This is a genomic window from Flavobacterium sp. RSSB_23 (genome assembly GCF_051547145.1).
Taxonomy (GTDB): domain Bacteria; phylum Bacteroidota; class Bacteroidia; order Flavobacteriales; family Flavobacteriaceae; genus Flavobacterium.
Genome location: NZ_JBPTTO010000006.1, coordinates 1 through 11,690 on the forward strand (window position 1 = coordinate 1; position 11,690 = coordinate 11,690).

Sequence of the window (11,690 nt, forward strand, 5' to 3'; positions counted from 1 at the left end):
GACTAAAACCGCAAAACTAAAAACAATCAATCCTCTTACTAAAGAACAACTTGAAACAGTAGTGGGAGGACCTGAAGGCTCTAGAGGGACACGAACTGATGTGGGAAATTAATAATTAAAAAACACTTTCATAAAAGACAGAAGGCATACAACTTCTGTCTTTTCATTTTCATACCATAAATACCATCAAATAAAAGAAACGAAGATCGTATCATAATCCAAAGAAGGAACAGTCTTAACAACTATAAAATTGAGAAAATCGAAGAAATCATCGTACAAGGCGGCCACAAAGTCAACCTAAGCGACACCTACAAAGACTTCATTAAGAAAATGAATATTCTCTCCTAAAAATACACTACAAATAACTAAGTCTCCCAAGTGGAGATTTTTTTTGATGCCAACTCAGAAAGATGCTTTTATAACAAAAAAAAGGAACCTCATAACAATGCCTTTACTATATCTTTATAACAAAGGTATTTTTACAGCATAATTAACAAAGTAACTAAAATGAGTATAGCAGCAAAAAACCAATTTGAGATGAAACTTTTGAAACAACTTTTAACTGCCAAACTAAATCCATGGATTGGGATTTTGGTTTCGTTACTGATCATAGTACCAAGTTTGTATCAAATTCTAGATGATGTAACTGTTTTAAGAAAAGAGTATCTTTTTTTAGCTGTAGGATTTCCTTTGTATGTCAAATCTTTGAAAAATCTTTTTGACGAGATGCTAAAAACTCCTGATGACTTATAAATCAAAGAATTAAAGCCACAAAAAGTTTTTATTTTATCTATAACCAACCCCTTCTTTCATAGCAAAGTTGGGGTATTTTATTTTTTTATCGAAAAAAAATGATAATTATGTAACTTTTTTGAAACACTACTCGTATAAGTAGTTGTACACTTAAACAATAAGGAGACAAATACCATGAGACAACTTAAAATCACCAAGCAGGTAACCAATCGTGAAACTGCATCATTAGACAAGTACTTACAAGAAATTGGAAAGGTAGACTTAATTACTGCCGATGAAGAAGTAGAATTAGCACAAAAAATCAAAGCCGGTGATCAAAGAGCTTTAGAAAAACTTACTAAAGCTAATTTACGTTTCGTAGTCTCTGTTGCTAAACAATATCAAAACCAAGGATTAACCCTACCCGATTTGATCAATGAAGGAAACTTAGGATTGATTAAAGCAGCACAACGTTTTGATGAAACTCGTGGTTTCAAATTCATTTCGTATGCAGTATGGTGGATTCGTCAATCGATCCTTCAAGCTTTAGCAGAACAATCTCGTATCGTTCGTTTGCCATTAAATAAAATTGGCTCTATCAATAAAATCAACAAAATGTACGCCTTATTAGAGCAATCTAATGAACGCCCACCTTCTGCAGAAGAAATTGCAAAAGAGTTAGACATGACTGTAAATGACGTTAAAGAGTCTATGAAAAACTCTGGTCGTCACTTATCGATGGATGCACCTTTAGTTGAAGGAGAAGATTCTAACCTTTATGACGTTTTACGTTCAGGAGAATCTCCAAACCCAGATAGAGAATTAATTCACGAATCCTTGCGTACAGAAATTGAGCGTTCTTTAGAAACACTTACTCCAAGAGAAGCGGATGTCGTTCGTTTGTATTTTGGTTTAGGAGATCAACACCCAATGACTTTAGAGGAAATTGGCGAAACATTTGACTTAACTCGTGAGCGTGTGCGTCAAATTAAAGAAAAAGCTATCCGTAGATTAAAACACACTTCTAGAAGTAAAATCTTAAAAACCTATTTAGGATAAAATATAAATTCCAAAAATCTTATATTTGGAATTTTACCACAAACAACAGTCTGATTAACTGTTCGTTTTTTGATTGATGATTGAAAACTCCGGCTGATTACCGGAGTTTTGTTTTTTGCAGGGCAAACAAAACACCGGTCAGTTCGCTTCGCTCGGGTATCCGGAGTTTTGTTTTTTGCAGGGCAAACAAAACACCGGTCAGTTCGCTTCGCTCGGGTATCCGGAGTTTTGTTTTTTGCAGGGCAAACAAAACCAAGACTTATGCTAGAATAATTTGTGTTTTAAAACTTGCTTGAATCCCTATAAATTCTTTGCAATCATTGCAATTAAAAAAATTATCTTTGCGAAAAAATAACACAACACAACGATGAGTAAAAACACAATTATAGCACCTTCTGTTCTTGCAGCCGATTTTGCTAATTTACAGCGCGATGTAGAGATGATTAATAACAGCCAAGCTGATTGGTTTCATATTGACATTATGGATGGCGTATTTGTACCTAACATTTCGTTTGGTATGCCCGTACTTGAAGCTATTGCAAAACATGCTACCAAAACAATTGATGTACACTTAATGATTGTAGATCCTGATCGCTACATCAAAACGTTTGCTGATTTGGGTGCCAATGTACTAACTGTTCATTACGAAGCTTGCAATCACCTTCATCGTACTTTACAAGCTATAAAAGCTGAAGGAATGCTTGCTGGTGTCGCTATCAACCCTCACACTTCTATTGACTTATTAGAAGATGTAATCAATGATATCGATTTGGTTTGTATTATGAGTGTAAATCCAGGATTTGGCGGACAATCGTTTATCGAGAACACGTACAATAAAGTAACCAAATTGAAAGATTTAATTATTCAAAAAGGAGCCAACACCATAATTGAAATTGATGGTGGGGTTACGAATAAAAATGCAAGAGCATTAGTAGAAGCTGGAGCCGATGTACTAGTGGCAGGAAGTTTTGTTTTCAAAGCTGAAAACCCAACAGCTACTATCGAAGATTTGAAAAAAATCACCACTATTTAAAAAACAAACAAGAGGCTGTATCATTTATACAGCCTCTTGTTTTAATACTGGTCTATTAAATACTGAATTAAATCGGTTGTAGTAACAATACCTACAAGCAAATCTCCTTCACAAACTGGCAAAGCATGAAAATCATTGTGTGTTAAAATCTCAGCTGCCGCCTTTATGCTTGTCTCTGGTGAAACTGTAGTTACTTTTTTAACCATTACTTGCTCTACAGAAAACATATTATACACTGTAGTATCAATTACTTCTTCGTCGTCATCTATTGCATCTGCAAACGAGATACGCAACAAATCAGTATAGCTCAAAATACCTAAAATCTTATTTCCATTAACAACTGGAATATGTCTAATTTTATGATGTTTAAACAAACTTTCAGCTTTGGTTAAATCGTCATTCAAATGCAATTTTACCAAATGTTTGGACATTATTTTTGAAACGGGGACATTACTTTTCATAACCCTAACTTTTAAATATATTCAAATTTAGAACAAAAAAAAAGCAAGAAACCTGATGATTATCAGTTAGAAAAACAATTATTATTGTTATTTTATAACAACTTGTTAATTTCGGATTTTTTAGATATTAGGTAAAATAGTTCTCGTTAAAATTAATCATTCGCTTCACATGAGCATACAATTGAGGATGTATCGTCTTAAAGTCATTAGGGCTTTCAAAAAAATGTTCTAACAAGACCGAAATAAATTCAAATTGATTCTCATAGGCATATAAACGAAAATAAGCTTTGTCGTTAATTTCCTGAATCAATTCAGGGGAAGTATAAATTGCTACTATTTCTGCATATTCATCCTGAAAAATTGCCGCATTTACATCTCTACTTTTCAAACAATGAAAATGCATAACATGAGTAAATTCATGTAACCCCAAGTTAATATTATCTGTGGCTACACCGTGACCAGACAAAAAATCTTCCCAAGAAAAAACGACAGTCTTCATCCTTGGATTAAACTCTCCTTTGTGATACACTTCGTTGATAGTAGAATAATATACTGTTGGATAAATGAGAATTTTTTGAAACAAGTCACTTAAATAGTTTCTCATACCAAAAGTCAACATAACATAAGTCCCCGAGATAAGCACAAGTATTTCGTCCGTAATCTCAATTTCATGACCAATAAATTCATATTTATCGATAAACTTATTTATCCTGTGTTCAAAATAACGCTTCTTACTAGGAGACAATTTATTATAAAAAGGAAAATTTTGAGCCAAAATATTTCTTTGCTCATCAGAAATACGCCTTGGCAACAAATGCGAATGTACTACTAACGGTTTGTTATAGAAAAACACATAAATGGGCTCGACTATTTTAAAAAAAACAAAGCCTAATCCTATGATTACCAATAAAAATTGCAATACAAACAACTCCATTTATTCAATGCTTACATCTATTAATTCATAAAAAAAAGGATGTGAAACACTACATTCCTCATCCTTTTATGTGACCACGGCAGGGTTCGAACCTGCAACCCTCAGAGTCGAAATCTGATATTCTATCCAGTTGAACTACGCAGTCAATATCTATTGAATTTTAAAATTCCAAACTCCAAGAAAATGGAATTTGGAATAAAAAAATTAAGATAATAATTTTTTAACTATGGTTGAAATCGTCTTACCATCAGCTTTTCCAGCTAATTCAGCAGACGCCAATCCCATTACTTTACCCATTGCTGCCATTCCAGAAGCGTCATTGTCAGCAATGATTTTAGCCACTACAGCTTCTACTTCAGCTTCACTCAATTGAGCAGGTAAAAACTTCTCGATTACAGCCGCTTGCAACAACTCAGGTTCAGCCAAATCAGCTCTTCCTTGTTGCGTGTAAATAGCCGCACTATCTTTTCTTTGTTTCACCAAACGCTGTAGTAATTTGATTTCTTCTTCTGCAGCGATTTCTTCTTTTGCTCCACTTTCTGTTTGTGCTAAAAGTATAGCTGATTTAACCGCTCTTAAGGCTTCTAGAGCCAAAGTATCTTTTGCTCTCATGGCGTTTTTTATTTCGTCCATGATACGTACTGATAAACTCATTATTATATATGTTTAATTTATTTTTTGAAAATTACAAAGCTCAATTTGCCTTTTAAAACAAATAAAAGCACTGCAAATTTAGAACATTTAAGTCGCATTAACAACTCGGTAAAGGTTTCCTTATTTTAATAAAAATCCAAAAAAAATAGCCTGAAATAGATTTTCAGGCTATTCATTACTTTATTTGAATGCTTAATCTACATTATCGTGCAAGTAAGAATTGTTAGAACGAAATTGTAAGTCATTATTACTATCTGTACTAACTGAGATTCTTGAGTTTTGGCTAGTAGCTTGATTCGTCAAATCTACACCTAGACGTTTATAAGCAGGTTCACGCTCTAATTCATCAATTCTAGTTACATTATTATGAAACTTATAATTGAATTCTTTTAATTTTTTTCTTCTTTCTTCAGCTCTAAAACGAAGCGTTTCTTCGATAGTCATGTCCATTGGAGAAACTGATTCGGCAACTACTTCATTAACTTCGATTGGAGCAACTTGCTTCATCGTTATATTTAACTCAGCAGGAACCTCTTCTTGTTTAACTTGTGGTTTCGATTGTACAAAATCATTTTCAACCTCCATGTACTCTTCTAGCGAGTATTTAATAATCCCGTTATCTGTTAATTCAGTAACAGGAACAAATTGAATTGGCTGAACCACATTAATATTATGCGCTTCACTTGACAAATCAAAAACTATTTTCTCCTCAACTACAGGAGCTGAAGGAGCTACAAAAGTTGGTTTTGGTGTTACAGGCAAATCAAAAGAGAAAGCTGTTTGTTTTTGCTCCTCAATGATATTCGCTTGTGGAATTTGAACTTCTTCCTTAGAAGGTAGTGAAATATTAAAATCAAAATCTTCAATTGGAGAAACGATTTCAAAGGTCACGTCTAGATTTTTGATAAATTCAGACATTACAATCAATTCATCGTTGTTCATTACAGGCTTTTTTACTTCCAAAACAACAGGCGCTTCTTCTTCAATTTCCTCTTCTAATTCAAACACTACACGCTCTGCGGTAACATCTGAAGGAGATTCATTCAAATTGAAAGTAGTAACTGGTGTATTAATCAAATTATGAACACTTCTTTGCTCTTCTTCTAAAGTGTGTATGATTTTCTTTGGTTCTGTATTTACGATTTCATTTTGTTGTTCAACATCAAAACCTGTAGCGATTATGGTAACAGAAATGGCATCACCTAGTGTTTCATCTTCTCCTACCCCCATAATTATGTTAGCATTATTACCTGCTTCATTTTGAATATGGTCATTGATTTCTCCAATTTCATCAATAGTAATTTCATTAGTTCCAGAAACGATAAGCAACAATACGTTTTTAGCCCCAGTAATTTTATTATCATTCAATAAAGGAGAATCTAATGCCGCAATAATGGCTTCTTTTGCTCTGTTTTCACCAAAAGCTGTAGCAGAACCCATAATAGCAGTACCACTATTGTACAAAACTGTTTTAGCATCGCGTAAATCGATATTTTGTGTATAGTGATGTGTAATTACTTCAGCAATTCCTCTTGAAGCGGTTGCCAAAACTTCATCGGCTTTAGAAAAACCAGCTTTGAAACCTAAATTACCGTATACTTCTCTTAATTTATTATTATTGATTACAATCAAGGAATCAACTTGCTTGCGCAATTTTTCAATACCTATAATAGCTTGCTCTTGTCGAACTTTACCTTCAAACAAAAATGGTAAAGTAACAATACCTACTGTTAAGATATCTCTTTCTTTAGCTAATTGAGCAATAACTGGCGCAGCACCTGTACCGGTTCCACCACCCATTCCTGCAGTGATGAAAACCATTTTGGTATTGCTGTCTAACATTTTTTCGATTTCACCGATACTCTCAATAGCAGATTGATGTCCAACATCTGGATTAGCACCTGCTCCAAGTCCTTCGGTTAAATTTACTCCCAATTGAATTTTGTTGGGTACTGAACTATTTTGCAAAGCTTGAGAATCTGTGTTACAAACTATAAAGTCAACACCGTTTATTCCTTGCTTAAACATGTGATTTATGGCATTACTACCTCCACCACCTACTCCAATAACTTTAATTACATTTGATTGGTTTTTTGGTAAATCAAATGAAATGCTTCCAAATTCTGAGTTGCTTGTCATCTTATTGGGTTTTTGAAATTCTTATTTATATTTTTTGCTCTTTTGCTTGGGACAAAAAGGGCTTTACTTATTTTATTTATTCTGCGTTATCTAAAAATTCTTTAATCTTATCTACATATTTATCAAGAAAAGATCGTCTAATTTTAGTTTCTGTAGACTCTGGGCTTGGCACATGTCTTTCTTCTTTCACCTCTAAATCGACAACTAAAGGTTTTTCGATTTCAGGTACTGGTACAGTTTCTACCAGATGTTCTCTATAATATGGCGTTCTTTCTAGAACAGGACTTTTATCAATTTTGACAGCACTTTGCGTTTTTTTCTCAATGCTATTCATTACTAATCCAACAGCAGTAGCATATAATGGACTTGAAATTTCCTCATCAGAGTTACCTGCCAAATGTTCATTCGGATAACCAATTCTGGTATCAATTCCAGTAATATACTCCACTAATTGCTTGATGTGCTTTAATTGAGCACCACCACCCGTTAATACAATTCCAGCGATTAGTTTTTTACGTGGGTCTTCGTGACCATATAATTTGATTTCTGCAAAAACTTGTTCAATAATTTCCACAACTCTTGCATGGATAATTTTAGATAAATTTTTCAAAGAAATCTCTTTAGGCTCTCTACCTCTGATTCCAGGTATAGAAACAATCTCATTGTCTTTATTTTCACCAGGCCAAGCAGAACCAAATTTTACTTTCAATAATTCAGCTTGTTTTTCAACAATAGAGCAACCCTCTTTAATATCATCGGTTATAACATTACCACCAAAAGGAATTACGGCAGTATGTCTAATAATTCCATCTTTAAAAATTGCTAAATCCGTAGTTCCACCACCAATGTCAATAAGAGCGACTCCTGCTTCCTTTTCTTCTTGACTTAATACTGCATCAGATGAAGCTAACGGTTCTAGAGTAAGGCCAGACAACTCAATTCCTGAACTCTGAATACATCTCCCTACGTTTCTTATCGATGAAGCTTGTCCTACAACTATATGAAAACTACTTTCTAATCGTCCTCCATACATCCCAACAGGCTCTTTGATATCGGATTGTCCGTCAATCTTAAATTCCTGCGGTAGTACATGTATAATCTCTTCTCCAGGTAACATCGCTAATTTATGAACTTGACTAATTAATAAATCAATATCACAATCACCTATTACTTCTTCTGGATTATTTCTGCTAATATAATCGCTGTGTTGAATGCTTCGAATGTGTTGACCCGCAATACCAACAACTACATCTTTAATTTTATAACCTGAATTATTTTCTGCTTCAAAAATAGCTTGCTGAATGGATTGAATGGTTTGAGTAATGTTATTTACAACACCTCTAGCCACACCCAAACTTTTGGATTTTCCAACTCCTAAAATTTCTAACTTCCCGTATTCATTTTTTTTGCCAATCATGGCAACTATCTTGGTTGTTCCAATATCTAGACCTACCGCAATATTCTCTTTTTCCATTTTCTATTATTTAGTACACACTACTTGTTCCGCAAATCGAAGATCAATTTTTTTATATTCAGCAATTGAACTGTCTAAAACTACTTTTTGAAAAAAAGCTTTATAATTTTTAAATTTTTGTTCAACATTTATCAATTGACCAAAATCAATTTTAAAATTATAGTTTCTATTCAGCATTAAAACGCTACCATTTGGCATAACTTGCATTCCAATGATGTTTTTTTTCAAAAAAACATCGTCGTAAATTACACGAAATAGCTTAGCTAAATCTTCCTTATTTTTATCGTTTATTTCCCCCGAAACAAGAAGAACTCGTGCTGTATAGTTGTTAGACAAAGGCATTTTATTTCCCTTGTAATCAATATAAAAAGATGCTCCCTTTCCATTAATTCTTGCTATTGGAGTCTTTTGTTTTACTACAGCTTTTAGAACACCATCTACACTCACAGACACTTCAGACTTATCAATCAAAGGGTGTGAATCGATGGTTTTCTCGAGTTTATTCAAATCTAAGGCATCTATAGCAATAGTTTTAGGGTCCTGTCTATTTTCTATTAACAATTTATTAACCGCTTGTTGCTTAACAAAAAGCTGGTTTTCTCCTACAAAAACAACCTCTGCTTTCGTTATTTTTCGGTTCAAATTTCGTTTTCCGGTGAAAGAATACAAAAAAATCACCAAGGCTAACATTAAAAGCAATCGGATTGTTGGCCAATTAAAACGTTTCATCTAATGCCTTTTTTATTGATGGAACCATTTCTCCTAAATCTCCTGCGCCTATAGTTACAATAACCTTAGCCTCTGAAGACTGAATAGACGCAATTAATTGTTCTTTTTGAACCAATTTCTTGTTGTCATTTGTCATTTTATCCATTAACCATTGGGAGGTAATACCTTCCATTGGGAGTTCACGTGCAGGATAAATATCCAATAATAAAATTTCGTCAAAATTAGATAAGCTAGCAGCAAAGTCATCAGCAAAATCTTTGGTTCTACTAAACAAATGCGGTTGAAAAACAGCCAATACTTTTTGATTTGGATATAGCTCTCTTACCGCTTGATGCACTGCATTAATCTCGGTTGGATGATGCGCATAGTCATCTATGTATATCAAATCCGGACGTTTAATTTGATATGAAAAACGTCTTCTTATCCCTCTAAATGTTGATAAAGCACTAGCAATTGCCTCAGTTGGGGTGCCGTAAGTTTTAGCCATTGCCAATGCCATCAACGCATTCATTAAATTATGCCTTCCGGGTAAACCAAAACGTAAATTCGTAATAAGCTCTGTTGGTGTTTGCACATCAAAAACATAACTAGAATCCTCGACTCTAACATTGAATGCTTTAAATTGAGCATCATCATTTATTGCACAAACCATTCCTTCTAAAGGCAAGCCTTGGGCGACAAACAATTTCGATTTATCTTCAACTTTATTTGCAAATTCAACAAAAGAAGCTTCTATAGCCTCACTTGTTCCATAAATATCCAAATGATCCGCATCCATTGATGTCACACAAGCAATATTTGGATATAAATGCAAGAAAGAGCGATCGAATTCATCTGCCTCAACAACGGTAACTGTTTTGCCTAAACCAATTAAATTGGAATTATAATTTTCAACGATACCGCCAATAAAAGCAGTAACATCAGCACCACTTTCATAAAGAATATGGCCAAGAATACTTGAAGTAGTTGTTTTTCCGTGTGTACCAGCTACAGCAAAACTAAAAGTGTCTTTAGTTATTATCCCTAGTACTTCGGCACGTTTTTTTACTTCATAGTTTTGGGTTAAGAAATAATTCCACTCCAAATGCGATTTTGGAACTGCCGGCGTAATAATTACCAAAGTATTCTCAGGTTTAAAACTAGCTGGAATTAAAGCTATATTATCTTCAAAATGAATATCAATTCCGCTCTCGATAAGTTCATTTGTCAACATCGACGGCGTTTTATCATAACCACAAACTTGTTTTCCAATATTTTTGAAATAACGAGCCAAAGCACTCATTCCGATGCCTCCAATGCCAACAAAATAGACGTTATGTATTTGATTTAAGTTCATTTTTCAATTTTAAAAATTAACAAAATAGTCTTACTATTGTTTTAACAATTTTTCGATTGCATCAACGATTTGAACAGTAGCCTGAGGCAAAGCCAATTTTTTTATGTTATCCCCAAGGAGTTGTTGCTTCCCTTCATCTTTCAATAAAGCTTCTAGGACAATGCTAAATTCATCTTCTAATTCAGATTCTTTAATCATTATCGCTCCTTTTTTATCCACTATTGCTTGTGCATTTTTAGTCTGATGATCTTCTGCAACGTTTGGTGATGGGATAAAAATAACTGGTTTCCCTACGATGCACAACTCAGAAACCGACGAAGCTCCAGCTCTAGAAATAACTACATCAGCAGCAGCATAAACAAGGTCCATTCGCTCAATAAAGGCAACCACTTGTACCAGAGACGAATTGTATTTTGAATAGTCCTCTAAATACAATTTCCCACATTGCCATATAATTTGAACTTTTTGCGACAAGATGCCTTGCAATTCTTTTTCAATCAATTGGTTGATTCTCCTCGCACCCAAGCTGCCACCTAAAATCAATAGTGTTTTTTTCTTTGGATCTAGTTTAAAAAAAGCAACTGCTTCCCCCCTTTTACTAGATACATCTATCAAATCTTGACGAACAGGATTTCCTGTCAAAATCATCTTTTCTTTAGGGAAAAACCGTTCTAAATTTTCATAAGCAACACAAATTTTTGCGGCCTTTTTACTCAATAACTTATTTGTAATTCCAGGATATGAATTTTGCTCTTGTATTAATGTTGGAATATTTAAACTATTGGCGACATTCAACAAAGGACCACTTGCAAAACCTCCCGTACCAATAACTACGTCAGGCTTGAAGCTTTTAAGTATTTTTCTTGACTCCCACAAACTACTTAATAGCTTGAAGGGAAATAATGCATTTTGAAGTGTCAATTTTCTTTGTATACCAGCAATCCAAAGTCCTTTTATAGGATAACCTGCTTGAGGTACTTTTTGCATTTCCATTTTGTCTTTGGCGCCTACAAAAAGAATTTCAGCATCAGGGTATCTCCTTTTTAGTTCATTTGCAATAGCAATTGCTGGATAGATATGACCACCTGTACCACCACCACTCAATATGAATTTTAATTTTGACATCTTAAAAAATTTAG

General features: G+C 34.0%; 11 protein-coding genes and 1 tRNA gene. 3 read left to right on the forward strand and 9 right to left on the reverse strand.

From position 1 onward, the window contains the following. The first annotated feature begins 507 nt into the window (after positions 1-507). The 3 genes from ACSVH9_RS10445 (at position 508) to rpe (ending at position 2,824) form a co-directional block, all read left to right on the forward strand. Positions 508-753, forward strand: a complete 246-nt coding sequence (locus tag ACSVH9_RS10445) for a hypothetical protein (RefSeq protein ID WP_438063669.1) — start codon at positions 508-510, stop codon at positions 751-753. Between the two features lie 174 nt (positions 754-927). Continuing rightward, complete coding sequence (locus tag ACSVH9_RS10450) at positions 928-1,791, forward strand: sigma-70 family RNA polymerase sigma factor (RefSeq protein ID WP_026707723.1); 864 nt, start codon at positions 928-930, stop codon at positions 1,789-1,791. Positions 1,792-2,158: 367 nt separating this feature from the next. Continuing rightward, positions 2,159-2,824, forward strand: a complete 666-nt coding sequence (gene rpe, locus ACSVH9_RS10455; protein WP_159690683.1) for a ribulose-phosphate 3-epimerase — start codon at positions 2,159-2,161, stop codon at positions 2,822-2,824. Positions 2,825-2,865: 41 nt separating this feature from the next. On the opposite strand, the gene ACSVH9_RS10460 is transcribed toward rpe, so the two are convergent. The 9 genes from ACSVH9_RS10460 to murG form a co-directional block, all read right to left on the reverse strand. Next, positions 2,866-3,285: a CBS domain-containing protein gene (locus tag ACSVH9_RS10460; RefSeq protein ID WP_438063670.1), complete on the reverse strand. Its 420-nt coding sequence runs from the start codon at positions 3,283-3,285 to the stop codon at positions 2,866-2,868. Positions 3,286-3,412: 127 nt separating this feature from the next. After that, a complete protein-coding gene (locus tag ACSVH9_RS10465; protein WP_438063671.1) occupies positions 3,413-4,219 on the reverse strand; it encodes a zinc-dependent peptidase in 807 nt (268 codons plus the stop codon). A 71-nt stretch (positions 4,220-4,290) separates the two neighbouring features. Further along, positions 4,291-4,364, reverse strand: a tRNA-Arg gene (locus tag ACSVH9_RS10470). 59 nt (positions 4,365-4,423) lie between these two features. Beyond that, positions 4,424-4,873: a GatB/YqeY domain-containing protein gene (locus tag ACSVH9_RS10475; protein WP_064716453.1), complete on the reverse strand. Its 450-nt coding sequence runs from the start codon at positions 4,871-4,873 to the stop codon at positions 4,424-4,426. Between the two features lie 192 nt (positions 4,874-5,065). Next, a complete protein-coding gene (gene ftsZ / locus ACSVH9_RS10480; protein WP_438063672.1) occupies positions 5,066-7,012 on the reverse strand; it encodes a cell division protein FtsZ in 1,947 nt (648 codons plus the stop codon). A 76-nt stretch (positions 7,013-7,088) separates the two neighbouring features. Further along, a complete protein-coding gene (gene ftsA, locus ACSVH9_RS10485; RefSeq protein WP_438063673.1) occupies positions 7,089-8,486 on the reverse strand; it encodes a cell division protein FtsA in 1,398 nt (465 codons plus the stop codon). A 6-nt stretch (positions 8,487-8,492) separates the two neighbouring features. Next, positions 8,493-9,215, reverse strand: a complete 723-nt coding sequence (locus tag ACSVH9_RS10490; protein WP_438063674.1) for a cell division protein FtsQ/DivIB — start codon at positions 9,213-9,215, stop codon at positions 8,493-8,495. After that, the gene (gene murC / locus ACSVH9_RS10495; protein ID WP_438063675.1) at positions 9,202-10,551 is read right to left on the reverse strand and encodes a UDP-N-acetylmuramate--L-alanine ligase; all 1,350 of its coding nucleotides are present in this window, start codon (positions 10,549-10,551) and stop codon (positions 9,202-9,204) included. The genes ACSVH9_RS10490 and murC overlap by 14 nt, the downstream gene beginning before the upstream one ends. Before the next feature lie 33 nt (positions 10,552-10,584). Next, positions 10,585-11,676 (reverse strand): undecaprenyldiphospho-muramoylpentapeptide beta-N-acetylglucosaminyltransferase, encoded by a 1,092-nt coding sequence (murG, locus tag ACSVH9_RS10500; RefSeq protein WP_438063676.1) that lies wholly within the window; start codon positions 11,674-11,676, stop codon positions 10,585-10,587. Positions 11,677-11,690 lie beyond the last annotated feature (14 nt).

Excerpts from the sequence above, each read along its gene's own strand:
- ACSVH9_RS10445 (WP_438063669.1), top strand. The coding sequence starts at position 508 with ATGAGTATAGCAGCAAAAAACCAATTTGAGATGAAACTTTTGAAACAA.
- ACSVH9_RS10450 (WP_026707723.1), top strand. The coding sequence starts at position 928 with ATGAGACAACTTAAAATCACCAAGCAGGTAACCAATCGTGAAACTGCA.
- rpe (WP_159690683.1), top strand. The coding sequence starts at position 2,159 with ATGAGTAAAAACACAATTATAGCACCTTCTGTTCTTGCAGCCGATTTT.
- ACSVH9_RS10460 (WP_438063670.1), bottom strand. The coding sequence starts at position 3,285 with ATGAAAAGTAATGTCCCCGTTTCAAAAATAATGTCCAAACATTTGGTA.
- ACSVH9_RS10465 (WP_438063671.1), bottom strand. The coding sequence starts at position 4,219 with ATGGAGTTGTTTGTATTGCAATTTTTATTGGTAATCATAGGATTAGGC.
- ACSVH9_RS10475 (WP_064716453.1), bottom strand. The coding sequence starts at position 4,873 with ATGAGTTTATCAGTACGTATCATGGACGAAATAAAAAACGCCATGAGA.
- ftsZ (WP_438063672.1), bottom strand. The coding sequence starts at position 7,012 with ATGACAAGCAACTCAGAATTTGGAAGCATTTCATTTGATTTACCAAAA.
- ftsA (WP_438063673.1), bottom strand. The coding sequence starts at position 8,486 with ATGGAAAAAGAGAATATTGCGGTAGGTCTAGATATTGGAACAACCAAG.
- ACSVH9_RS10490 (WP_438063674.1), bottom strand. The coding sequence starts at position 9,215 with ATGAAACGTTTTAATTGGCCAACAATCCGATTGCTTTTAATGTTAGCC.
- murC (WP_438063675.1), bottom strand. The coding sequence starts at position 10,551 with ATGAACTTAAATCAAATACATAACGTCTATTTTGTTGGCATTGGAGGC.
- murG (WP_438063676.1), bottom strand. The coding sequence starts at position 11,676 with ATGTCAAAATTAAAATTCATATTGAGTGGTGGTGGTACAGGTGGTCAT.